The 21113-nt window shown below is 62.1% G+C and carries 28 protein-coding genes; 16 read left to right on the top strand and 12 right to left on the bottom strand.

The window, feature by feature from the left end:
- Positions 1 to 108: 108 nt before the first annotated feature.
- Positions 109 to 501 (bottom strand): acyl-CoA thioesterase, encoded by a 393-nt coding sequence (locus GKR99_10405; protein ID NKB27934.1) that lies wholly within the window; start codon positions 499 to 501, stop codon positions 109 to 111.
- A 280-nt stretch (positions 502 to 781) separates the two neighbouring features.
- Between GKR99_10405 and GKR99_10400 the strand changes: the two genes are divergently transcribed.
- Positions 782 to 1228 (top strand): universal stress protein, encoded by a 447-nt coding sequence (locus GKR99_10400; protein NKB27933.1) that lies wholly within the window; start codon positions 782 to 784, stop codon positions 1226 to 1228.
- 294 nt (positions 1229 to 1522) lie between these two features.
- On the opposite strand, the gene GKR99_10395 is transcribed toward GKR99_10400, so the two are convergent.
- From GKR99_10395 to GKR99_10385, 3 genes are read right to left on the bottom strand one after another with little or no spacing between them, the layout of a single operon-like run.
- Positions 1523 to 1750: a hypothetical protein gene (locus tag GKR99_10395; GenBank protein ID NKB27932.1), complete on the bottom strand. Its 228-nt coding sequence runs from the start codon at positions 1748 to 1750 to the stop codon at positions 1523 to 1525.
- Between the two features lie 45 nt (positions 1751 to 1795).
- Positions 1796 to 1933 carry a hypothetical protein gene (locus tag GKR99_10390; protein ID NKB27931.1) on the bottom strand — a complete coding sequence of 46 codons (138 nt, stop codon included), beginning with the start codon at positions 1931 to 1933 and terminating at the stop codon, positions 1796 to 1798.
- A complete protein-coding gene (locus GKR99_10385) occupies positions 1905 to 2312 on the bottom strand; it encodes a GFA family protein (GenBank protein ID NKB27930.1) in 408 nt (135 codons plus the stop codon). The genes GKR99_10390 and GKR99_10385 overlap by 29 nt, the downstream gene beginning before the upstream one ends.
- 126 nt (positions 2313 to 2438) lie before the next feature.
- Between GKR99_10385 and GKR99_10380 the strand changes: the two genes are divergently transcribed.
- The 4 genes from GKR99_10380 to GKR99_10365 all read left to right on the top strand — a co-directional run bounded on the left by GKR99_10380 (position 2439) and on the right by GKR99_10365 (position 4258).
- Positions 2439 to 2819, top strand: coding sequence for a hypothetical protein (locus tag GKR99_10380; GenBank protein ID NKB27929.1), 381 nt, complete (start codon positions 2439 to 2441; stop codon positions 2817 to 2819).
- Entirely contained in the window at positions 2816 to 3019 is a 204-nt protein-coding gene (locus GKR99_10375) for a helix-turn-helix domain-containing protein (GenBank protein ID NKB27928.1), read from the top strand. Before GKR99_10380 ends, GKR99_10375 begins: the two co-directional genes overlap by 4 nt.
- Before the next feature lie 109 nt (positions 3020 to 3128).
- Positions 3129 to 3416 (top strand): transposase, encoded by a 288-nt coding sequence (locus GKR99_10370; GenBank protein ID NKB27927.1) that lies wholly within the window; start codon positions 3129 to 3131, stop codon positions 3414 to 3416.
- Positions 3362 to 4258, top strand: coding sequence for an IS3 family transposase (locus tag GKR99_10365; GenBank protein ID NKB27926.1), 897 nt, complete (start codon positions 3362 to 3364; stop codon positions 4256 to 4258). The genes GKR99_10370 and GKR99_10365 overlap by 55 nt, the downstream gene beginning before the upstream one ends.
- 434 nt (positions 4259 to 4692) lie before the next feature.
- On the opposite strand, the gene rpmB is transcribed toward GKR99_10365, so the two are convergent.
- Together rpmB and meaB are read right to left on the bottom strand one after the other, a co-directional pair.
- Positions 4693 to 4980 (bottom strand): 50S ribosomal protein L28, encoded by a 288-nt coding sequence (gene rpmB, locus GKR99_10360; GenBank protein ID NKB27925.1) that lies wholly within the window; start codon positions 4978 to 4980, stop codon positions 4693 to 4695.
- Between the two features lie 81 nt (positions 4981 to 5061).
- A complete protein-coding gene (gene meaB / locus GKR99_10355; protein ID NKB27924.1) occupies positions 5062 to 6108 on the bottom strand; it encodes a methylmalonyl Co-A mutase-associated GTPase MeaB in 1047 nt (348 codons plus the stop codon).
- A gap of 66 nt (positions 6109 to 6174) precedes the next feature.
- On the opposite strand from meaB, the gene hrpB reads away from it, so the two are divergent.
- Entirely contained in the window at positions 6175 to 8616 is a 2442-nt protein-coding gene (gene hrpB / locus GKR99_10350) for an ATP-dependent helicase HrpB (protein NKB27923.1), read from the top strand.
- A gap of 6 nt (positions 8617 to 8622) precedes the next feature.
- Here the strand turns inward: hrpB and GKR99_10345 are convergent, their stop codons facing one another.
- Positions 8623 to 9489 (bottom strand): LysR family transcriptional regulator, encoded by an 867-nt coding sequence (locus GKR99_10345; protein ID NKB27922.1) that lies wholly within the window; start codon positions 9487 to 9489, stop codon positions 8623 to 8625.
- Positions 9490 to 9608: 119 nt separating this feature from the next.
- Here GKR99_10345 and GKR99_10340 point away from each other — a divergent pair, with 119 nt between their 5' ends.
- The 7 genes from GKR99_10340 to GKR99_10310 all read left to right on the top strand — a co-directional run bounded on the left by GKR99_10340 (position 9609) and on the right by GKR99_10310 (position 13957).
- Positions 9609 to 9929 carry a hypothetical protein gene (locus tag GKR99_10340; GenBank protein ID NKB27921.1) on the top strand — a complete coding sequence of 107 codons (321 nt, stop codon included), beginning with the start codon at positions 9609 to 9611 and terminating at the stop codon, positions 9927 to 9929.
- Positions 9930 to 10071: 142 nt separating this feature from the next.
- Positions 10072 to 11424: a 3-phosphoshikimate 1-carboxyvinyltransferase gene (gene aroA / locus GKR99_10335; GenBank protein NKB27920.1), complete on the top strand. Its 1353-nt coding sequence runs from the start codon at positions 10072 to 10074 to the stop codon at positions 11422 to 11424.
- Positions 11425 to 11457: 33 nt separating this feature from the next.
- Positions 11458 to 12027, top strand: a complete 570-nt coding sequence (locus tag GKR99_10330; GenBank protein NKB27919.1) for a hypothetical protein — start codon at positions 11458 to 11460, stop codon at positions 12025 to 12027.
- Entirely contained in the window at positions 11888 to 12394 is a 507-nt protein-coding gene (locus GKR99_10325) for a hypothetical protein (GenBank protein NKB27918.1), read from the top strand. The genes GKR99_10330 and GKR99_10325 overlap by 140 nt, the downstream gene beginning before the upstream one ends.
- Complete coding sequence (locus tag GKR99_10320; protein NKB27917.1) at positions 12391 to 12801, top strand: GFA family protein; 411 nt, start codon at positions 12391 to 12393, stop codon at positions 12799 to 12801. The genes GKR99_10325 and GKR99_10320 overlap by 4 nt, the downstream gene beginning before the upstream one ends.
- A complete protein-coding gene (locus GKR99_10315) occupies positions 12798 to 13328 on the top strand; it encodes a hypothetical protein (protein NKB27916.1) in 531 nt (176 codons plus the stop codon). Before GKR99_10320 ends, GKR99_10315 begins: the two co-directional genes overlap by 4 nt.
- Positions 13325 to 13957, top strand: coding sequence for a (d)CMP kinase (locus GKR99_10310; protein ID NKB27915.1), 633 nt, complete (start codon positions 13325 to 13327; stop codon positions 13955 to 13957). The genes GKR99_10315 and GKR99_10310 overlap by 4 nt, the downstream gene beginning before the upstream one ends.
- Positions 13958 to 13969: 12 nt before the next feature.
- On the opposite strand, the gene GKR99_10305 is transcribed toward GKR99_10310, so the two are convergent.
- Positions 13970 to 14928, bottom strand: a protein-coding gene (locus GKR99_10305) for an IS630 family transposase (protein NKB27914.1) whose coding sequence is annotated in 2 segments (ribosomal slippage) — positions 13970 to 14584 and positions 14587 to 14928 — 957 coding nt in all. Because the reading frame shifts where the segments join, the coding sequence is not laid out codon by codon here.
- A 588-nt stretch (positions 14929 to 15516) separates the two neighbouring features.
- Complete coding sequence (locus tag GKR99_10300) at positions 15517 to 16401, bottom strand: LysR family transcriptional regulator (GenBank protein ID NKB27913.1); 885 nt, start codon at positions 16399 to 16401, stop codon at positions 15517 to 15519.
- A 78-nt stretch (positions 16402 to 16479) separates the two neighbouring features.
- On the opposite strand from GKR99_10300, the gene GKR99_10295 reads away from it, so the two are divergent.
- The gene (locus GKR99_10295) at positions 16480 to 16752 is read left to right on the top strand and encodes a DUF1127 domain-containing protein (protein ID NKB27912.1); all 273 of its coding nucleotides are present in this window, start codon (positions 16480 to 16482) and stop codon (positions 16750 to 16752) included.
- A gap of 15 nt (positions 16753 to 16767) precedes the next feature.
- Positions 16768 to 16965 carry a hypothetical protein gene (locus tag GKR99_10290; protein ID NKB27911.1) on the top strand — a complete coding sequence of 66 codons (198 nt, stop codon included), beginning with the start codon at positions 16768 to 16770 and terminating at the stop codon, positions 16963 to 16965.
- A 65-nt stretch (positions 16966 to 17030) separates the two neighbouring features.
- On the opposite strand, the gene GKR99_10285 is transcribed toward GKR99_10290, so the two are convergent.
- The 3 genes from GKR99_10285 to GKR99_10275 all read right to left on the bottom strand — a co-directional run bounded on the left by GKR99_10285 (position 17031) and on the right by GKR99_10275 (position 19237).
- Positions 17031 to 17264 (bottom strand): hypothetical protein, encoded by a 234-nt coding sequence (locus tag GKR99_10285; GenBank protein NKB27910.1) that lies wholly within the window; start codon positions 17262 to 17264, stop codon positions 17031 to 17033.
- 89 nt (positions 17265 to 17353) lie between these two features.
- Positions 17354 to 17575 (bottom strand): hypothetical protein, encoded by a 222-nt coding sequence (locus GKR99_10280; GenBank protein NKB27909.1) that lies wholly within the window; start codon positions 17573 to 17575, stop codon positions 17354 to 17356.
- Between the two features lie 3 nt (positions 17576 to 17578).
- Positions 17579 to 19237: an NAD+ synthase gene (locus GKR99_10275; GenBank protein NKB27908.1), complete on the bottom strand. Its 1659-nt coding sequence runs from the start codon at positions 19235 to 19237 to the stop codon at positions 17579 to 17581.
- A 229-nt stretch (positions 19238 to 19466) separates the two neighbouring features.
- On the opposite strand from GKR99_10275, the gene GKR99_10270 reads away from it, so the two are divergent.
- Entirely contained in the window at positions 19467 to 20867 is a 1401-nt protein-coding gene (locus tag GKR99_10270; protein ID NKB27907.1) for a 2-isopropylmalate synthase, read from the top strand.
- Positions 20868 to 21113: the final 246 nt, after the last annotated feature.

The following is a 21113-nucleotide window of genomic DNA, read 5'->3' as shown; positions in this document are numbered from 1 at the left end:
AGGATTGAATCAGCGCCATAGCCCTCGATCAAGCAGGAGTTTTTCAACAAAATTGGCCGGAAGCAGCCATTTGCCCTGCGCATTCCAGGCCCAGCTGATAGGCAGATTTCATCCCTTGGACGGCACACAGGCCAGCAGCGCCGCCTTCACATCCTCGGGCCAGGGGATCGAGCAGTGCTTGTCCAGATAGGACGCCGCCAGCACCTGCGTGCTGGACCATCTCTTCTGTCCCTTGCAACTGATATCATGGTGAAACGTGGCCGAGCTTCGCCCGACTTTCAGCACCGTCACCTCGAACTCCAGCTCCTCTCCGAAAAACGACGGGCTGGAAAAATCTGATGAGATATGCACCGTCGGCGTGCCCCAGCGTTCTTCCCAGATGATCTTGTGCCAGGGCCAGCCGAGGTGCAGCCAGAATTCCTCGTTCACGCCATTCAGGATGTTGAGGTACGCCGGGTAATAGGCGGTGCCCGAGATATCGCAATCGCCGAAATTCAGCATACGGGTGGTCTTGAAGGGAATGTCCAAGGGGCGGCTCCTGTTGGTTGGCGGCTGTCGCTGTACTGGTCGTTGATAACAGCGATATTTCGCGATGCACACAAGGGTCTGGCGTCGGCGGGGCGGATTTGCCGCCTGAGTTCGCCACCGCCTGTAATGAAACCCTGCGCTTCCGGGTGCCGCGGGCCATGCACAAACGCGCGCGCGGGCATTGATACATGTCAACTCCCGCGGAACGCACCGCCGCTAGCCTTGGGTCACATGATCAGGGGAAGGACACAGCATGTTCAAGAATGTCGTTGTTGGCATCGACGGATCCGAATCTTCAGAAAACGGCCTGCGCCTGGCCTTTGATCTGGCCCAGAAATACGGGTCCGAGATTCATCTGGTACATACGCCGCAACCTCATACCGTGGCCTTCGCCCTGGGCGCGGTTTCAGGGTATCACGCGGCAACCACGATGCCCTCGGCTGAAGAGGTGCAGAAGGCTGGTGACAGAATCCTTGATGAGGGCAAGGCGATTGCGCAGGAGCTTGGTCAGACGATCAAGCATACCTATATGAAACGCGGCGATCCCGCGGATGAGATCATCGCCTGCGCAAACAACTGCAATGCCGACCTGATCGTGACCGGGCGGCGCGGTCTGGGCAGCGTCGGTGCGCTGGTCCACGGCAGTACATCGCTGAAGGTCAGCCACAATGCAAAATGCGCCTGCCTGACGGTGGTCTAGAGCCAGGGAAATCGGGTGGCGTGCCTCACGGTGCTGACCTCTAATGTGCGTGAGTATCTTTCTCTGCATTCAGAAGACAGAATGCTCCGCGCAAAGGTTCGCGCCGCAACTAAGCGAATGGATCCCGAACCCTTTGAGCCGCCAACGCCCATCGTCAAGGTGGTGGAGGCCGCCGCCCTCGCCAATGGGAGGTGCTGTACGCGGAGTCCGGTCGGGATAACCGACAGTTGAAACGGGCAGGACCCCGATTAACCGGCCCGTACCAAAAGAGGTACCTGGTGACCAAACATCTTGTCAGGCACGAATAAGAAAAGGCTTACGCTGACCGGTGAACATCACTGATTTAGCCTCGACACCGCGATGCACAATGCGGGCGGAGTTTGCTCGCATGGGAGCGTTCAGTGAACGCAATGCGGGACGGAGCTGCCATTTGTAGGTCGTTCTGCAATTGCCGCTTTGATTATCCGCCGATTGTGTTGAAAAACTCCGTTTTAGGGCCTGAACGATGATTTTTCTTTCCATGCAGCCCGATCCTAAATTTTTGGCGCGGGGGTCGGCCCAAATCGCCTACATGCGCTCACGCGCAGCCATGCGCTGTCTCGTGGTCAAAGCTTTCCGACTATTTCGCTTCATAGGTTTTCGCAAGAAATCCGCGACGCTCTGATTTCGGAGTTTTTCAACACAATCCGCCGAAGGGCCCTTCATGCAGTTTGCCAGCATCACCTATTTTGTCCCAACTCGCGCGTGATCCGACAAAGATGTGATGTTTGACTTCCAAATCCTTGATATCGTTCGGAAGCATTCCCGCCGGAACGAACATGTGCTCGTTGTCATTCTTGCCAGGAAGCGCCGAACCGCAGGTTGAGCAGAAATTGGCTTCCCAATCGGCGTCTGGTTTTTTCCAAACCTTGATTTCTTCTTGGCCACTCAGCCATTTGAAATCTTTGTTTTTCAAGACGACAACAGCAATTCCACTGCTTCCCGAAAACCTCCGGCAGATGCTACAATGACACAAATAGATGTCCGAAGCGGGCGCTTTGATTTCAAACGCTACCGAACCACAATTGCACTTGCACACAAACATCTCTCAGCCCTCCCAGTACATAGCATTAGCCCGATTTGCAGTGCAGGCAAGGCGTGTGAGAGAGTAACCTTGAAGTTACATCTGGCTCTCCATATGTAACTCAAAGGTTACATATGGAGATCGCAAATGAATCTACTCACACTCACGCGTCTTGCTTCCAACATCCTGCTCATCAGTGCGGGAGCCCTGTTGTTGGTTTTGGCCCTGTCAGGCTGGGTCATTGGGCCTCTTCACTTATTTTACCTCGGTGCACTGGCGGTCGCCGGTGGCTTTGTTCAATTTGTCATGTCAGTGCTTCACCCAAAAACCATAAAGCCAGCCTGGGATGAACAAACTGTGGCGTCGCATCGTGGTGCGTACCAGTTTGGATATTGGGCGGCACTGATCTGTTTCTGGGTGTTTCTTGCCGCCGATGTTTCGGGGGCATTGCTTTGGACCGGAGTTATTTTGGTCTGCGCTCCGTCCATCTGGATGGCAATCGCAACCCTGAGTGGGCGGGCCGGATGAGTCCCCTCAAGGTCAACCTTAAAACGCATCGGCTGAAGGCTGGGCTGACCCAAGCAGAGCTTGCCGAAACTATCGAAGTCAGCAGAAAAACCATCAACACTGTGGAAAACGGTATCTTTGTCCCCTCAACAATTCTGTCTCTGAAGCTGGCAAGGCAGCTCGGAGTTCCAGTGGAAGATCTTTTTCAGCTGCCTGATTGACTCCCGTGGTTGTTGTGAGTGCTAGGGTCAGGACCCATTAATCCGGCACCGCTGTGTCCTTCCCCCCTAAAACTGGGCCACTACATTGGTCTTGAGAGGGGAATATGTAATGGCACGGAAACGGCATTCGGACGAAGATGTATTGAAGCTGCTGCGTGAGATTGAGCTGAAGCTGACGGGAGGAAGTGACGTTGCATCGGCGTGTCGTAGCGTCGGCATCAGCGATGCGACATATTACAACTGGCGGAAACGGTTTGGTGGTATGGGACGGTCGCAGTTGTCGGAGATGCGCAGCCTGGAAAAGGAGAATGGGCGTCTCAAGAAGATCGTCGCTGAGCTTGAATTGGACAAGCTGATCCTCAAAGAAAGCCTGAACTACTTAAAGCCCAGGGCCTGACGACTGGGGAGCTCCGTCAGGCCGTTATTCATACGCGCCAAAAGCTCGCGACCTCGGAGCGGAGGACCTGCCGGGTCGTCGGTCTGGCGCGAAGCTCTCTGCAATATCGACCCGCGCCAAAAGACGATGATGCTCTACGGCTCGCTTTGATCCGCCTGGCCAAGCAATATGGGCGCTACGGCTATCGTAAAGTTTCGGAACTCCTGCGCATCGAGGGCTGGCGGGTCAATCATAAGAAGGTTGAGCGTCTCTGGCAGGAAGAAGGACTGCAACTCCCGCAGCGGCACAGGAAGCGCAGACGGCTTTATCACAAGGACAGCTCGATCATTCGCCTCAGGCCGACGCATCCGAACCACATCTGGAGCATCGACTTCGTTCACGACAAGCTCAGCAATGGCCGGAGCTACAAGATGCTGACCGTTCTGGATGAGTACACCCGGCAGGCCCTGGCCGTGGAAGTTCGCAGCAGGATGGGCGCCGAAGATGTTCTGGAGGAGCTATATCCGCTGCTCCTCTGCCATGGCACGCCGGAGTATATCCGCTCCGACAACGGCCCAGAGTTCGTAGCCAAGGCGATGCAGGAGTGGTTGGTTCGCGTTGGTGTTCGACCAATTAGAATCTATCCGGGGTCCCCTTGGGAAAACGGATACAACGAGAGGTTCAACGGCACTCTCCGGCACGAGATCCTCAACGCTGAATGGTTCACAACAACGAAACAGGCACAGATCGTCATCAATCATTGGCTTAAGCAGTACAACCACACACGTCCGCACCAGGCTCTGAACATGCGACCACCAATGCCAGAAACTCTAATCAGAAATGGCCCAGAACTTGGGGGCTAGACAATATCAGTGGTTTGGGACGCGTAGGGAAGTGTGGTTCACTTTTCAAGCGGCCTGAACCGCTGAGATGAAGCGGATTTGACGTCCTTCGGATTTGACGGATTTCCAGCCTGACATCGTCTTAGGTCTTTAAAATAGAACCACTATTCCGTCAGACCTAATCCTTGTCAGGCAGAATATCTGTCAAACCAGCGGTGTCGGATTAATGGGTCCTGACCCTAGGCAAATCAGGCTTACCACAAGTCAAAGATCCTGTGACTCGTACTAACCGGACATTCATGCGGTCTTCAGCATTGGTCAAAACGGGTTCAAATCCTGCTATTTGAGGACGGGCTCAGCCATCGCAGCATCGGCCGCCCCACACTTGACTGCGGTCCACATTAAAAAAGCCCCGCATCGCTGCGAGGCTTCTTTACTCAGAATCGAATGGTATCTCAGGCGGCGGCCTGGGCCTTTTCGATGTCTTTCTTGATCTTCAGCGCGGTGGGCGACAGTTCCGCCTCTTTCGCCTTGGCCATGAAGCCGTCCAGCCCGCCACGGTGATCCACCGTGCGCAGGGCCGAGGCCGAAATGCGCAGCTTGAAGGTGCGGCCCAGCGTTTCGGACATCAGGCTGACGTCATTCAGGTTCGGCAGAAACCGGCGGCGGGTGCGGTTCTTGGCGTGGCTGACGTTGTTACCAACCATCGGGCCTTTTCCGGTCAATTCACAGCGGCGCGACATCGGGTCACTCCTTCGGGTTAGGGGGCCAGCGTTTGGGCAGGCCGTCAAAGCAATGGGGGCGCACAAACGCACCCCTCGAATTCAGAGGCCGGGTTTAGTGCGGGCAGTGAAAGGCGTCAAGACGGGAGTCAGGCGTTTTTTTTCGCCCGCCGCCAGATGGTTCAGAAGTGCGGCGGCTGCAGCCGAAGGTGCTGTGCGGCCCGCCTGAACCTGATCCCCCAGCGCGGCCATCTGGGTGGCCAGATCCGGGTCAGCCGTCAACCGCGCCAAAAGACCCGCGCGCAGATCCTCTTCAAACCACAACCGGGCCTGTTCGGCGCGCGTCCGGTCCCAGACGCCATGCCCGCGCCGCCAGTCGGCCAGCGCCTGCATCTGTTCCCACGCCGCAGAAACACCCGTGTTTTCAAGGGCCGAGGTTGTCAGCACGCAGGGAAACCCCTTTGGCCCATCGCCAGCCCGGCGCATCAGGCGCAGGGCGGCGGCATAATCGGCGCGGGTCCGCTCGGCCACCGGTTTCAGCGCGCCGTCGGCCTTGTTGACCAGCACGATGTCGGCAATCTCCATGATGCCGCGTTTGACGCCCTGCAATTCGTCCCCGCCGCCGGGGCCGATCAACAGGGTGAAAATATCGCTCATCCCAGCGACCATGGTTTCGGATTGCCCGACGCCGACAGTCTCGATCAGAACCACATCATATCCCGCCGCCTCGACCAGCAGAATCGCTTCGCGGGTGCGCCGTGCGACGCCTCCGAGGGTCGAACGACTGGGCGACGGCCGGATGAACGCCCCGGGTTGCCGCACCAGCCGGTCCATCCGCGTCTTGTCGCCAAGGATCGAGCCACCGGTGCGGGCCGAAGAGGGGTCGACCGCCAGCACGGCTACCCGCAGGCCACGGTCGATCAGATGCATCCCGAACGCCTCGATAAACGTCGATTTGCCGACACCGGGCGTTCCCGACAGGCCGATCCGCAATGCTTGCCGACCGCTGGCCTGCGCCGCTTCGATCAGGCGCAACGCATTGGCTCGGTGATCGGCGCGGTCACTTTCGACAACCGTGATCGCGCGGGCCAGCGCGCGGCGGTCGCCCGCGATGACCTGGTCTGCAAGGGTGTTGGCGTCAGCTTTCATCGCGCCGTTCTGCCCTGTGCGCGGACGGCTTGTCCAGATGGGGGTGCCTGGCCGATAAGCGCAGGCATGACCAACGCCCCGTTGCCCATCGACGATGCCCTGCCCGCCCTGCTGGACGCCTTGCGCGCCTCCGGTCGCGCCGTGCTGCAGGCCCCGCCGGGGGCGGGCAAGACGACGCGGGTGCCGCTGGCGATGCTGGAGGCCGGGTTGGGGCCGGGCCGGATCGTGATGCTGGAACCGCGCCGCCTGGCGGCCCGGTCTGCGGCGGCGCGGATGGCTGAGACGCTGGCAGAGCCGGTCGGACAAACGGTCGGCTATCGGATGCGGGGGGACACCAAGGTCTCTAAGGCGACCCGGATCGAGGTCGTGACCGAAGGCATCCTGACCCGGATGCTTCAGACTGATCCCTCGCTTGAAAGGATCGCTTGGCTGATCTTCGACGAATTCCACGAACGCAGCCTGAACGCCGATCTCGGCCTCGCGCTGGCGTGGGAGGCGCGACAAGCCCTGCGCCCCGATCTGGGCATTCTGGTGATGTCGGCCACGCTGGACGCGGAACCGGTGGCGGCAATGCTGGACTCGGCCCCGGTGGTGACGTCGCAAGGGCAGAGCTTTCCGGTTGAGACGATCTGGCAGGACGCGCCCGCGAAGAAAGGTGTCTGGCTGGAAGATCGCGTGGCCGATCAGGTGTTGGCCGCGCTGCCCGCGACCCAGGGCGACGTGCTGGTTTTCCTGCCCGGCGCGCGAGAGATTCACGGGGTTGAAGCACGGCTGCGGGGGCAGATCGGCGATGTCGCGGTGCATCCGCTTTTCGGCGCGATGCCGTTCAAGGCCCAGCGCGCGGCGATTGCCGCCGGGCCGGGCCGCAAGGTGGTGCTGGCGACCTCGATCGCCGAAACCAGCCTGACCATCGAAGGCGTGCGCGTGGTGGTGGACGCCGGGCTGGCGCGCCGCGCGCGCTATGATCCCGGATCGGGCATGACCCGCCTCGTGACCGAGCGCGCCAGCCGGGCCGAGGCGGATCAGCGCCGGGGCCGCGCCGGGCGGGTGGCGCCGGGCGTTTGCTTTCGGATGTGGACGAAGGGAGAGGCGGGCGCGATGCCCGAGTTTGCCCCGGCCGAGATCGAGACCGCCGATCTGGCAGGCCTCGCGCTGGACCTCGCCGCATGGGGAACCGACAGCACGGACCAGATGGCGTTTCTGACACCGCCGCCCTCCGGCGCATGGGAACAGGCGCGCGACCTGCTGACCTCGCTCCGGGCGCTGGATGGGGCCGGGCGGATCACCGACCACGGGCGAACGCTGGCCGCGCTGCCGCTGCACCCGCGTCTGGGTTACATGCTGACACTCGCCGGGGCCGGGGCTGCCGACCTCGCCGCGATCTTGTCAGAGCGGGACCCCCTGACACATGCGCCGGTCGACCTGTCGCTGCGTCTTGAGGCTGTGCGCGATACCCGCGCCTATGCCGCCCGCCACCCATGGCCCGCCAACCCCGGCGCGGTGGCGCAGATCAGGGACACAGCCAAGCGCCTGCGCAAAGCTGCACCACAAGCCAAGGCACCGCCGCTTTCTGTCCAGGCCGCATTGGCCTATCCCGACCGGATTGGTCTTCGTCGCCCGGGGGATGACCCGCGCTGGCTGTTGTCGGGCGGCAAAGGCGTGGCGATGGCGCCCGACGATCCGCTGGCGGGCGCGCGGCTGATCGTGGCCACTGACACGGACGGGCGCGCCAGGGACGCGCGCGTGCGGCAGGCCGTGACACTTCCCGAGGCTGATTTGCGCGATGCTTTCGCCGATCAGATCGCCTGGCACGACACCTGCCGCTGGTCCCGCCGCACCGGCCGGGTCGAGGCGGGGCAGGAAGAACGCTTTGGCGCGCTGGTGCTGAACGCGCGCCGTTGGGACGATGCGCCCGCCGAGGATGTGACCACCGCAATGCTGGACGGGGTGCGCGATCTGGGGCTGGGCCTGTCGGCCAAGGCAAAGCGGTTTCAGGCACGGGTGGAAGGCGCGCGGGCTGGCGGGGCGGCGCTGCCCGATTGCTCGGACGCCGCACTTCTGGAAACGTTGGAAGACTGGCTCGCCCCGTTCCTTGGCGGAGTGCGCAGTGCCGCCGACTGGCGGGCGTTTGACACGACCGAGGCATTGGCCGCGCGGCTGGATCACGCGCAAACGCAGGCGCTGAACCGCGCCGCACCGCGCCGGTACGAAACGCCACTTGGGCGCGGGGTCGAGGTCGATTATTCCGGCGACGCACCCGAGATTGCCGTGAAACTGCAAGAGATGTTCGGCACCACCACCCATCCCGTGGTGGCCGGGCAACCCCTGCTGATCACGCTGCTGTCACCCGCCGGGCGGCCCTTGCAGACCACGACCGACCTGCCGGGGTTCTGGCGCGGGGCTTATGGCGACGTTCGCAAAGACATGCGCGGACGCTATCCCAGGCATCCCTGGCCAGAAGAACCCTGGAAGGCCGCGCCAACCGCGCGGGCAAAGCCGAGGGGCTGAGGCACATCAGTTCGTCGCAGGCAACAGGTTCCACCGGCCCGGCGGCTTGACCCGACCGGAAAAGAGGTCGGCGTTCTGCGTCAGCTCCTCATAAAGATGGCTCATCAAGGCGCGGACCCGGGCGGTCGTCTGTAGATCAGGATGGGTCAGAACCCACAGGCTCATATCAAGTCCGGCGATGGCGTCCGAGGCGCGTTCCAGCCGTGGATCGGCATCGCCGACATAACAGGGCAAGAAGGTCAGGCCGATCCCCTCGATCAGGCAAAAGGTACATTGCGCCAACGGCCGCCCCTGCATGGCGCGCAGGCAGTCCGCGGTGCCGTATAACGCAAAGCGGAAGTCACAGACCCGGCGGCCAAAGCTTGCCTCGGGCGCGGCCTTGGTGGCGCGGATGGCAACCTCGGCCTCGCGCCGGTTCAGATCGACGGCGCCGTGCCCGGGCGACAGGTCAATCTGGATGTCGGGATGACGGCGGGTGAACCGGGCGATGATGCCGGGCGCGTGATCCTCGGCGAAAGCCTCGGGCGAGGTGACGCGGATCCGCCCGCTGAGGCGCGTGTCCCGTCCCAGAACCTCAACGCCAAGGGCGTTCACCTCCTCCTCGATCCGCTCGGCCGCCGCCACTGCGGCGCGCGCCGCGTCGGTGGCCGCATAGCCATGGCTGAAACGGTCGAAAAAGCGCACGCCGGTGCGCGCCTCGATGGCGTTGATGTTGCGGAAAACAGTGCTGTGGGTCTTGCCAAGACTGCGCGCCGCCCCTGACAAGCCGCGCCCACGGGCGATGGCCAGGATCACCGCAAGATCGCCCCACTCCAACCGCGCCATTCCCGCGACGGTTGCGGTGCCTGCCGGGCCGGTTTCGGGTTGCTCCATGACTCTGTCCGTTTTTGCAAGCTGAGCTGGCAATATCTGCGAATACCATTGCACGGATGCACATGACAAGCTGACTTCAGATCGGATGTTCCGGTTGCACCGAAGCAAAGGAGAAAGCCATGATTGCCCAGCTCGTACAATTCGAAAGCGCCCTGACCGAGGATGAAGTCACCGCCGTCAGCCAGGAACGCAAACCCGCCTACGAGGCCCAGCCGGGTCTGATCCAAAAATTCTACATGAAACTCGACGGCGAAAACCGCTATGGCGGCTTTATGATCTGGGAAAGCGCCGCGGCGCTCGCCGCGTTCCGTGGCAGTGAACTGGCGCGCACAATCGGCACCGCCTATCGCGTCGTCGGCACGCCCGATGTGACCATCTCAGAGGTCATGTTCCCGCTGCATGAAACCGCCGATTTCCGGGTCGCCGAAACCGTCGGCTAGGCCCATCACACGCCTGCCCGACGCCGCCCCGCGCAGATCGCCGGGGCGGCAAATGCCGTTGTTGCACTGGTGGACCATAGACGCCGCCAGAACAGGCGGGTAAGACCGCCCGAAACCCCGCCAGACGCAACGGAGAGTGCCCTTGTCCGCACATGGCCCCGCCAAACCGATGACCGCCCACCCATCTGGCCCGCTTGCCGGAACCGCAGATGTGCCGGGTGACAAGTCAATCTCTCACCGGTCGCTGATCCTGGGCGCGATGTGTGTCGGCGAAACCCGGATCACCGGGCTGCTTGAGGGCGACGATGTGCTGGACACCGGCAAAGCGATGCGCGCTTTCGGGGCCGAGGTCGAACAGACCGGCCCGGGTGCGTGGCGGGTGCAGGGTGTCGGCGTTGGCGGCTTTGCCGAACCGGATGGCGTGATCGACAGCGGCAATTCGGGCACCGGCGTGCGGCTGATCATGGGCGCGATGGCGACCCAGCCGATCACCGCCACATTCACCGGCGATGCCAGCCTGAATTCCCGCCCGATGGCGCGGATCACCGATCCGATTGCCCTGTTCGGTGCGCAGGCCGTGGGGCGCAGCGGCGGGCGGCTGCCAATGACGATTGTTGGCGCGACGGACCCGGTGCCGGTGACCTACGCGGTGCCGATGCCCTCGGCCCAGGTGAAATCCGCCGTCCTGCTGGCCGGCCTCAACGCGCCAGGCCAGACTGTGGTGATCGAGCGTGAGGCGACCCGCGACCACACCGAACGCATGCTTGCGGGATTCGGGGCCGAGATCAGCACCGAAGAATCCGAAGCGGGCCGCGTCATCACCCTGACCGGCCAGCCCGAACTGACCCCGCAGACCATTGCCGTGCCACGCGATCCCTCCTCCGCCGCGTTTCCGGTGGCTGTGGCGCTGATGGTGCCCGGCTCGGACGTGCTGATCCCCAACATCGGGCTGAACCCGACCCGCGCCGGGCTGTTCACCACCCTGCGCGAGATGGGGGCGGATCTGAGTTTTGAGAACGAGCGTACGGAAGGCGGCGAACCTGTCGCAGACCTGCGCGTCCGCTATGGCCCGCTAAACGGTATTCGCGTGCCGGAACACCGCGCACCCAGCATGATCGACGAATACCCGATCCTGTCGGCGATCGCCGCAACCGCGACCGGCATCACCGAAATGCCGGGCATCCGGGAGTTACGGGTCAAGGAAAGCGACCGGATCGACGCCATGGCGACCGGCCTCAGGGCCTGCGGCGTCACGGTGGATGAAACCGAAGATTCGATGACCGTCCAAGGCCTTGGCCCCGGCGGCGTTCCCGGCGGCGCAACCTGCCAAAGCCGTCTGGATCACCGCATCGCCATGTCGTTCTTGTGCCTTGGTTTCGCTGCTCAGAGCCCGATCACAGTGGATGACGCAGGCCCGGTCGCAACCTCTTTCCCGATATTCGAGGCGTTGATGACAGGGCTTGGGGCCAAGTTAACGCATTCTGATGCAAGCTGACTTGGCCAAGTCTGATTGTGCGGTGCGGGCCTGATGCCGCGCAAATCCCCAAAAGCCACGGTGCGACAGTTTCTTGCACATCTCGGCGCCGATCTGGATCGGCTGCGGGGATTTCCTGCATTGCGCCGGAAGTTCCGCACGACAAGCGGTTACGATCTGGACCTGGAAAACCCGAAGACCCTGAGTGAGAAGATCCAGTGGCGCAAACTCTACGACCGCAACCCGCTGTTCCCGATCCTGATGAACAAGACCGGCATGGCCGAATGGGCGGGTTCGCTCCTGCCAGCGGCAGACCATCGCTACCTGCCCAAATACCTGCAGGTTGTTGATGATGCCGACAAGCTGGATTTTTCCGCGCTGCCCGCCGATCTGGCACTGAAATGCAACCACGCTTCGGGCTGGAATGTAATCCTGCGTGAGGGCGAGGCATTCGATCCCGATAAGGTGCGCCGCCGGCTGAAAGGTGCGCCGCCGGCTGAATCGCTGGCTGGCGCGGGATTACGGAAAAGACTCCGGTCGCCACGAATCCGGCTATCACGCGATTTTGCCGCGTGTTGGTGCGCAGGTCCTGCTGCTGAACAAAGATGGCTCGCTCGCCGATGATGTTAGGTTTCACATTTTCCGCGACCAATTCGGTTGCGGTCACATCGGCACCGGCGACCGCCAGTTTGGGCGGCGGGTGACCTACTTTGATGAAAACTTCACACCGCTGGACGTGTCCACGAACCGCCCACGCCACGTCACGCCCAAGCCCAAACCACAGGGGTTTGAGGATATGCTGCGCATTGCGCATCTTTTGGCGCGGCATCTGGACTACATGCGCGTCGATTTTCTGAGTGCCGGGGACCGGTTTTTCCTCAATGAGATCACCCTCTACCACACAAGCGGCTTCAGCCCCATCAAGCCACGGTCGTTCGAGGAAAAGATGGGCGCGCTCTGGCACTTGCCGGACCGGAAGGGTCGAGGATGACAAACACTCAGGGAAGTTGCCAGTGCGGGGCCGTTTCATTTCAGGTCAGCGGTCCGTTGCGCCCGGTTGTTGCCTGCCATTGCAGCCAGTGCCGCAAGGCCAGCGGTCACCATGTTGCTGCGACCTCGGCCGCGCGCGCGGATGTGACGGTGACTGGGGCGGTCAGCTGGTATCAATCGTCAGACACGGCGCGGCGCGGCTTTTGCGGCACCTGTGGGTCGCAATTGTTCTGGGACGGACCGGGCGCGAACCTGTCGATCCTCGCAGGCTCGCTTGACGGGGCGACCGGGCTGAGCATGGCCGGGCACATCTTTTGTGCGGATAAGGGCGACTATTACGAGGTCGACGATGGGCTGCCCAGCGCACAGGGGCGCGACCCGGCGCTGACAACAGTGGTCAAGGCATGAGCGTGCGCCGGATTGCCTTCTGGGCCCTGGTGGTCATGACCCTGGCAATCTACTTTGCCATTGTTGCCTGGACCCTGCCGACGATTTCTCAATCCGCATCGGGATTGCGGCCCTTTGATCTGCGCCCAACCGGGTATTCAGCGGCTGAGGCGCGTGATTTTCTGGCAGCACTTTCTGATGCCGGGCGGGCGATCTACCTTGGCCCTCAGGCATGGTTGGACGGCGTCTATCCGGCATTGCTTGCGCTGGTCCTGATCTTGTCTTTCCAATCGCTGATTCCGGCGCGTTGGCGCGCCTTGCGCATTGTTCTGCAAGCCATTGCACTGGCAGGGGCCGGCTTCGACTATCTTGAAAACGCGCGGATCAAGGCGATGTTGGTGGTCGCGCCGGATCAACTCGGCGATGCACAGATCGCCGCCGCCAGTTTTGCCACGGTGATGAAATCCGCATTGGGGACGCTGGCATTCTGCGCAGTCTTCGCTTTACTTGCGCTTTCATTGTGGAAAAAATGGCGAGGCATTCGATGAGCATTCCCGGCGCATTCACCGTCGCCATCGACGGCCCGGCGGCGTCCGGCAAGGGCACGGTGTCGCGCCAGATCGCCGATCATTTCGGCTTTGCGCATCTGGATACCGGGCTGCTGTATCGGGCCGTGGCCCTGAGGGTTCTGTCCGGGGATGATCCGCTGCAAGCCGCCGAAGGGCTGCGGGAAGCGGACCTGCAGCGCGACGGTTTGCGCGGCTCTGAAGTGGCGCAGGCGGCCTCGCGCGTGGCGGCGGTGGCAGAGGTGCGCGCGGCACTGCTCGATTTCCAGCGTCGGTTCGCGCGCCGTGAAGGTGGCGCGATCCTGGACGGGCGCGACATCGGCTCGGTCGTCTGCCCGGACGCCGAAGTGAAGCTTTTCGTCACCGCCTCGGATCAGGTGCGCGCAGCGCGGCGGTTTGCCGAGATGCAGGCGCGCGGCGAAGATGTGACGTTGGACGGGGTATTGCAGGCCCTGAAGGAACGTGACGCCCGCGACAGCCAGCGCGCAACGGCGCCGCTGGTTGCGGCGCCGGATGCGGTGCTTCTGGACACAACAGACATGACGATAGATGAGGCTGTCGCCCGCGCGATTGCCATCGTCGAAGACCGACTGGCGCGCATCGACAGCTAAAGCGTTTCGACATTAACCTGAGACATATCCGGCGGCCTTAAAGTAGTTCCAGCATTCTACTGGGTCGTAGAGATCGCAGATTGCTCCGATTGCTTCGAAGACCTGGGTAAAGGACCTGGCCCCGATCCGTCGCAAATGGGCTTTCAGTTTAGAGAAGGCCTGCTCGATGGGATTCAGGTCGGGCGAGTACGGTGGCAGGTAAAGGAACCAGCAGCCGTGATTGCGTAAAGCCTGCGTCGCCTCCTTATTCCGGTGGGTTGCCAGGTTGTCGAGAATGACGACAGTGCCGGGGTTGATCTCGGGGACCAGCACTTCGCGGATGTAGGCCGCGAAGGCGGGGCCATCTATCGCTCCCTTGATGACCCAAGGTGCGATCAGCGCGCCTTGGGTCAGGCCCGCGATCAAGGTTTGGGTTCCCCAGCTTCCGAAGGGCGCATCCATCGTCAGGCGCTTACCGCGCTTGGCTCTGCCGCGTAGGCGCGTGAGGTTTGTCTTCACTGCGGTTTCGTCAATAAAGACAACGCGCTCAGGAAAGGTCGCAATGGCTGGCGAGCGGTATCTGAACCAGTCGGCCCGTTGCTGCCTTACCTTGGCGCGGCGGCGCTCGGTTGCGACCAGCGACTTTTTTTGTACGTGAAGCCGAGCCGGGACAGAAGGTTGGCGATGGAGGAGTGATGCACCCGCACACCCTCTGCATCGGCCAGCGCATTACGCAACTCAAAGAGCGTGATGTCAGGGTCTTGTGCGATCAACTCCTCAAAGAATTCCCGATGCGGAGCCAGCTTTCCCTTGCCGCGCGGCGGTCCCTGCCGGGCAGGTTCCGCATGACCCTTCATCCTCACCTGACGCGCCCACCGCGCGCCTGTGGCAGGCGACAGCTTCAACCGCAACGCCGCCGCGCGCCCGCTCAACCCTTCTTCAATGTATCTCTGAAACCGTATCCGAAGCGCAGATGGCAAAGGTGCTGACATGATCCATCCTCCCAAACAGGATGAATCACAGATCAGGTCTCAAGGGAATCCCTCGCGATTCAGGTTCAAGCCGAAACGCTTTAGCAGGGCGCGCGCCGGACCGGCGGGCTGGCGCTGCAACGGTGGTAGGGTATGATTTATGGTGAGGTGTTAGCCGTCAACTATCACGAATGTGCCAACCTCGACCCGACGCCTGACCGGTGGGGCCGGTCCGGCGTGCGCCCTGCGCCTGCGGCGCGCACCGGGCGCAGGGTTTACCAGAAGCAATTCAGATATACGGGATGGCGCCTTAAGTGCCCCTTGTGCACGGAATCAAGGCGCAGCCGCCGTCTCTCGGTGAGTTTGCTAGCAAACTCACCTGTCGACAGGTGACTGCATGCAGTCACCGAGTGACACTCGCCAGCCCGTCCGGGCGGGTTGGCGATGGGTGAGGTTCGCGCCTCCTTCAGATTTGACGGGATCACGCAACCATCCAAGTGCCCCGCACTACCGTTGGTTCGCCAACCCACGGGCTGTCGAGTGCACGACTACCGTCGCGCCTGCATTAATCCATAAATCTGGCAGAGTCCGGTTCGACCAGACCCGAATTCACTGCCTGGCGAACGACGCCCTAAGGTGATCTGCTGCGGCGCAGACCGGCGGGCTGACGTTGTCGCCCACCACTAGGCCCAGCCCATAGTCCGGAAGGGGCGGAAGGCCGCATTTCGGGCGCGCCTCGACAATCTGGCCGCCCAGCCCGCTGACCGGGATCGGCGCGACCGCCAGATCGGCCAGGATTGCGGCACGCTGGCCTGAGATATGCGCACTCTGAAAGGCGATGCGATAGGCGCGGTTCTGCGCCTCTAGCCCTTCCAGCCCGGCCTTGCGCCAGACACAGCATTCTTCCCAAACGCTGACCGGCAGGGGGTCTTGTTCAGCCGCGACCCCACCGGCAAGAGCGGCCCAGACCAGCTGTTCGCGCATCAGCACTTCGATCTCGTCAACCCGGTCGATCCCGGCATCACAGGTGATCATCGCCAGATCCAGCTGCCCTTTGCGCACCATGTCGACCATTCGTGCCGAGCCTTCGACGATCACATTGACAGTAACGCAGGGATGGGTGTCGGCGAACCGGCGCAGCATTGGCGGCAGCAGGCGTTCGGCGGCATCGTCGGGCGCGCCCATCCGAACCTCTCCCTGAAGGTCGGGGGTGACGAAGCGGGCCACGACCTCGCGGTTCAGGGCCAGCAGACGGCGACCGTGTTCGACCAGAAACTCTCCGTCACGGGTCGGGGTCACGGCGCGGCTGTCGCGGATAAAGACCGGGCGGCCCAGCAGATCCTCGATCTTCTTGACCTGCATCGAAATGGCCGAGGGGGTGCGCCCCAGAACATCCGCCGCGGCCGAGAAATTTCCCGCCTCGGTAATGGCAACCATGGTGCGTAACAGATCAAGATCCAGCAGGGGCAGGCGCGGTTCGGTCGGGGCGTTCATGATGATGATCCATATCTATCACGATTTCTGACAGATTATATCAATACTATTCGTTTGATTGACAGTCAATACGCACGCATGGTCCGGGCATCAAAGAGGAGGCACAAGATGACCTGCACAACCGCCACACAGTTTGCACCCCACCGGCGCGGATCCGTTCTGGACGGGCTGATCCGCCGGTTCGAAGAATGGAACAACCGCCGCGCGTTGTACAAAGTGCTGCAGCTGGACCCCCATCTGTTGCGCGACATCGGCCTGACCCACGGCGACGTGGAACGCGCCATCGGCGAACGGCTGAGCGAGGACGCCGGGCAGCGCCTGATGGCGACACGGAATCCGCATGTGACTTAGTGCGGCCATGCGCGCGTGGCCTGGTTCTCCCTTATCGGCCTTGGCCCATTCGGCAGGTCCGCGCGCAGTTTCCCAATTTCAGTGTTCCAGGCGGATTGTGTTGAAAAACTCCGAAATCAGAGCGTCGCGGATTTCTTGCGAAAACCTATGAAGCGAAATAGTCGGAAAGCTTTGACCACGAGACAGCGCATGGCTGCGCGTGAGCGCATGTAGGCGATTTGGGCCGACCCCCGCGCCAAAAATTTAGGATCGGGCTGCATGGAAAGAAAAATCATCGTTCAGGCCCTAAAACGGAGTTTTTCAACACAATCGGCGGTGAGGTATTTTTCAGGTTGCGCCGCGTCTTTCGGATCGCGCGTGTTCAGGAACGGTTTTCGCTTGCCGGTGACCATGACGTCCTTGCCGCCGATTTCTCTGAGCAGGGACTCATACGGGGCGAACCGGGCGCATTCGGCGCGCGGAAGATAGACTGAAAGATAGGCGTAGTCGCTGGTGTCAAACTGGTTGGACAAGATTAGCGCGCGCAGCCCCTCCAAACTTGCCGGCGGCGCAAGGTTGGCAGTTTTGGGCGTTTCGACAAACGACAGAAACTCCGGCCCGGTCAGCGCAATTCGGTGATGCTCAGGACCTCGACGCCCAGCCGCACAAGGATCGGCGGCAGGGTCTTGTCATTGACCGCACAGATGGATGCCGCCTGCCCCGTCAACACTCCAGAAGTCGTCAGGTCAATGTGCGCGCCGTCGATAAACAGCTTTGGGCGATCCTCGGTCGTGTCATGCCCGGCGCGGTCAAACGCACGCTGGGCGGCGTCAAACAGGGGCATCGATCAGCTGCCGTCGCGCCAGCGATTCACGATCGGATAGCGTCGGTCCAGCCAGAAACTGCGGTTGGTCAGGCGCGGGCCGGGGGCGGATTGGAAGCGTTTGTATTCACTGATGAAGATCAGATGCTCGACCCGTTTGACCACAGCGCGGTCATGGCCGGCGGCGACCACTTCGGCTACGGATTGTTCCAAGTCGACAAGGCGCTCCAGGATGTCGTCCAGCACCGGATAGGGCGGCAGACTGTCGCTGTCTTTCTGATCCTCGCGCAGTTCCGCGGTGGGCGGTTTGTCGATGACCTGCAGCGGGATCACCTGCCCCGCCGGGCCTTTCATCCAGTCACGGTGATTGGCATTGCGCCAGCGGCAGGTTTCAAACACCCGCATTTTATAAAGGTCTTTCACCGGGTTATACCCGCCCGACATATCGCCATAGATGGTGGCATAGCCCACGGCCACCTCGGACTTGTTGCCGGTTGTCAGCAGCATCTCGCCAAACTTGTTGGACAGCGCCATCAGCAGCAGGCCGCGCAGCCGGGACTGGATGTTTTCCTCGGTCACGTCAGGCTCGGTGCCTTCCATCAGCGGGGCCAGCGCCTCGGTCACGGCGGCGCGGGGGCCAGCGATGGACACGGTGTCAAGCTTGCAGCCCAGCGCGGTTGCAACTGCGGCGGCATCATCCAGAGAGCTTTGGGATGTATACTCTGACGGCATCATGACGCAGCGCACGTTCTGCGGCCCCAGCGCGTCGGCGGCGATTGCCGCGACCAGCGCGGAATCCACCCCGCCGGACAGGCCCAACAGACATTTTTTGAAACCGGTCTTGGCGAAATAGTGGCGCAGGCCGGTGACCATGACGCGGTAGTCCTGTTCCCAGGCATCCGGGAACACCGCCTTCGGGCCGTCCAGTGCGCGCCATCCGTCGTCGGTTTCCTCAAAGTCGACATGCTCGATGACCTCATCGAACACTGGCAGTTTCACCGCCAGCGCGCCGCCGGGGTTCAGCACGAATGTGCCGCCGTCGAACACCTGGTCGTCCTGCCCGCCGATCATGTTGAGGTAGACCAGCGGCAGGCCGGTTTCGACGACGCGGGCGACCATGTGGGATTGCCGCACCTCGAACTTGTCGCGGAAATAGGGGGAGCCGTTGGGGATGAACAGGATCTGCGCGCCGCTTTCGGCGTGGGCCTCGGCGACCTCCTGATGCCAGGCGTCCTCGCAAATTGGGATGCCAAGGCGGACCGCGCCGATGCGAACTGGCCCCTGCACCTCGCGCGCTTCGAACAGGCGTTTTTCGTCGAACACGGTTTCGTTCGGCAGCCAGCGCTTCAGGACGCGGTGAATGACCTTGCCGCCGCCCAGCAGCCAGTAGGCGTTGTAAAGCAGGCCATCAACAAGCGCTGGACCACCGACACCCAGTACCGGGCCATCGGCGCAGTCGTTGGCAAGCTGGTGTATCGCCGCCTCAGCCTCGTCAATGAACTGGCGGCGGGCGATCAGATCCTGGGTCTGATAACCGGTGATGTGCATTTCCGACATCGCGACCAAATCGGCCCCGGCGTCGCGTCCCGCTTCCCAGGCGCGGCGCGCCAGATCGGCGTTTCCGGCAAGGTCACCGACCGTCGGGTTGACCTGGGCGAGTGTCAGGCGGAATCGGTTGGTCATGGCTGGGGCCTCTCGTCTTTCTGGTCTTCGATTTAGCAGAACCGGCGGCAAGGGAAAGCCGCTGCCGCAGACGAACCGGGAAAACCGTTGCGGGTCATTGGGGGGGCGGATAGGCTCAGGCGACTGGGATTCCCTTGGGTGTGATGCGTAAGAGACGGGATTAAAACGGGGCGAGATGGGTAAATACATGAACGGTGTTTGCGCGGTGGCACTGGCCGCTTCGCTGGGGATGACCTTGCCGACGGCGGCATTTGCGCAATCTGATGGCGAGGTTGTGGTCAAGCAATTCGAAGGCGGCGGTGTCTATGAAGGCACGTTCCGCAACGGTCGCCAGCATGGGCAGGGCACCTATCGCACCCCGGATGGATATGAATATTCCGGCGCATGGGCCGATGGTGTCATTGCGGGTGAAGGCGCGGCGCGATTCGCCGATGGCTCGGTCTATGAGGGCACGTTTGTCGACGGCAAGCCCGAGGGCGAGGGGCGATTCACCTTCGCCGATGGCGGCACCTATGAAGGCAACTGGTCGAACGGCAAGATCAATGGCGACGGCACGGTGATCTACGCCACCGGCGTCCGCTATACCGGAAGTTTCAAGGACGGAGAGCCCCACGGAGAGGGGCGTCTGGAAGCGCCGTCAGGGTATATCTACCAGGGGTCGTGGGTCGACGGGCTGCGCGACGGTGCGGGCACGATCACCTACCCGGATGGTGCGACCTATGAAGGCGCGATGAAGGCGGGCAAGCGGGAAGGCGAAGGCACGCTGACCACAGCTGACGGTGTGACATTTACCGGCCTCTGGGCGGATGGCCAGATTGAAGGTGAGGGCCGTCTGGTTCAGGCCAATGGCGATGTGTTCGAAGGCGCATTCGTCGCCGGCAAGCGCCAGGGCAAGGGCCGCGTCGTCTATGCCAACTCGGACACTTACGAGGGCGACTTCAAGGACGACCTCAGGCACGGTCAGGGCGTTCTGACCGGCGCGGACGGATTCCGTTATGACGGCGATTGGATCGAGGGCCAGATCGAAGGCCAGGGGCGCATGACCTATCCTGATGGGTCCGTCTATGAAGGTCAGTTCCGTGCAGACCAGCCCGAGGGTGAGGGCCGGATCGTCTATCCCAACGGCGATGTCTATGCGGGCGGTTGGCTGGGCGGCGTTATCGACGGGCAAGGCAAACTGGAATACGCCAACGGACGCGTTTACGAGGGCGGGTTTCAGGACGGCAGCTTTCACGGGCAAGGCAAGCTGAGTGAACCGGACGGCTATGTCTATGATGGCGAATGGAACCTGGGCCAGCGCCACGGCACCGGCGCGACCACCTATGCCGATGGCACCACCTATGAGGGCGGCTTTGCCAATGGACGCCGCGAAGGCAGCGGCAAGATCGTCATACCTGGCGGATTTGCTTATGAGGGTGAGTGGCTTGCCGGAGAGATCGACGGGCAAGGCATCGCAACCTACGCAGACGGCACCGTCTATGAGGGTGGATTCAGCCAGGGCAAGCGACAGGGCCAGGGCGTGATCCGCTATGCCAGCGGGGAAGAAGCCTCGGGGCAGTGGGAAAACGGCGCGCTGACCGAAGCGTCAGTGGAAGCGGAAGAGGAACCTGCCGAGGAGACCTCGAACTAGGGTATCGGTTGTTTGATCGATATTGGGTTCAGCGGACGTTTGCGATCATTCGCCAAGACGGGCGTTCGCCTGACCGGGGGTAGGCGACGCAATGCTGGTGTGTGGCAATTTGTGGTCAAGCGTCAACGGTGACATTCGAAAGTGTGGCAACCCATCTAAATCGCCTGCCCGCGGGACGGTCAGGCGATCGCCCGGCGCCCTCCGGGCTTGATTTCGGGCGGAGGGGCGCAACGCGAGTGGTCGCCT

The sequence above is a fragment of the Paracoccaceae bacterium genome (genome assembly GCA_012103375.1).
In the GTDB taxonomy this organism is placed as follows: Bacteria; Pseudomonadota; Alphaproteobacteria; order Rhodobacterales; family Rhodobacteraceae; genus WLWX01.
The sequence above is the reverse complement of the archived record's forward strand: the minus strand, read 5'-3'. Positions and strand labels throughout refer to the sequence as shown.

Excerpts from the sequence above, each read along its gene's own strand:
- GKR99_10405 (NKB27934.1), bottom strand. The coding sequence starts at position 501 with ATGCTGAATTTCGGCGATTGCGATATCTCGGGCACCGCCTATTACCCG.
- GKR99_10400 (NKB27933.1), top strand. The coding sequence starts at position 782 with ATGTTCAAGAATGTCGTTGTTGGCATCGACGGATCCGAATCTTCAGAA.
- GKR99_10395 (NKB27932.1), bottom strand. The coding sequence starts at position 1,750 with ATGGAAAGAAAAATCATCGTTCAGGCCCTAAAACGGAGTTTTTCAACA.
- GKR99_10390 (NKB27931.1), bottom strand. The coding sequence starts at position 1,933 with ATGAAGGGCCCTTCGGCGGATTGTGTTGAAAAACTCCGAAATCAGAGC.
- GKR99_10385 (NKB27930.1), bottom strand. The coding sequence starts at position 2,312 with ATGTTTGTGTGCAAGTGCAATTGTGGTTCGGTAGCGTTTGAAATCAAA.
- GKR99_10380 (NKB27929.1), top strand. The coding sequence starts at position 2,439 with ATGAATCTACTCACACTCACGCGTCTTGCTTCCAACATCCTGCTCATC.
- GKR99_10375 (NKB27928.1), top strand. The coding sequence starts at position 2,816 with ATGAGTCCCCTCAAGGTCAACCTTAAAACGCATCGGCTGAAGGCTGGG.
- GKR99_10370 (NKB27927.1), top strand. The coding sequence starts at position 3,129 with ATGGCACGGAAACGGCATTCGGACGAAGATGTATTGAAGCTGCTGCGT.
- rpmB (NKB27925.1), bottom strand. The coding sequence starts at position 4,980 with ATGTCGCGCCGCTGTGAATTGACCGGAAAAGGCCCGATGGTTGGTAAC.
- meaB (NKB27924.1), bottom strand. The coding sequence starts at position 6,108 with ATGAAAGCTGACGCCAACACCCTTGCAGACCAGGTCATCGCGGGCGAC.
- hrpB (NKB27923.1), top strand. The coding sequence starts at position 6,175 with ATGACCAACGCCCCGTTGCCCATCGACGATGCCCTGCCCGCCCTGCTG.
- GKR99_10345 (NKB27922.1), bottom strand. The coding sequence starts at position 9,489 with ATGGAGCAACCCGAAACCGGCCCGGCAGGCACCGCAACCGTCGCGGGA.
- GKR99_10340 (NKB27921.1), top strand. The coding sequence starts at position 9,609 with ATGATTGCCCAGCTCGTACAATTCGAAAGCGCCCTGACCGAGGATGAA.
- GKR99_10330 (NKB27919.1), top strand. The coding sequence starts at position 11,458 with ATGCCGCGCAAATCCCCAAAAGCCACGGTGCGACAGTTTCTTGCACAT.
- GKR99_10320 (NKB27917.1), top strand. The coding sequence starts at position 12,391 with ATGACAAACACTCAGGGAAGTTGCCAGTGCGGGGCCGTTTCATTTCAG.
- GKR99_10315 (NKB27916.1), top strand. The coding sequence starts at position 12,798 with ATGAGCGTGCGCCGGATTGCCTTCTGGGCCCTGGTGGTCATGACCCTG.
- GKR99_10310 (NKB27915.1), top strand. The coding sequence starts at position 13,325 with ATGAGCATTCCCGGCGCATTCACCGTCGCCATCGACGGCCCGGCGGCG.
- GKR99_10300 (NKB27913.1), bottom strand. The coding sequence starts at position 16,401 with ATGAACGCCCCGACCGAACCGCGCCTGCCCCTGCTGGATCTTGATCTG.
- GKR99_10295 (NKB27912.1), top strand. The coding sequence starts at position 16,480 with ATGGTCCGGGCATCAAAGAGGAGGCACAAGATGACCTGCACAACCGCC.
- GKR99_10280 (NKB27909.1), bottom strand. The coding sequence starts at position 17,575 with ATGCCCCTGTTTGACGCCGCCCAGCGTGCGTTTGACCGCGCCGGGCAT.
- GKR99_10275 (NKB27908.1), bottom strand. The coding sequence starts at position 19,237 with ATGACCAACCGATTCCGCCTGACACTCGCCCAGGTCAACCCGACGGTC.
- GKR99_10270 (NKB27907.1), top strand. The coding sequence starts at position 19,467 with ATGACCTTGCCGACGGCGGCATTTGCGCAATCTGATGGCGAGGTTGTG.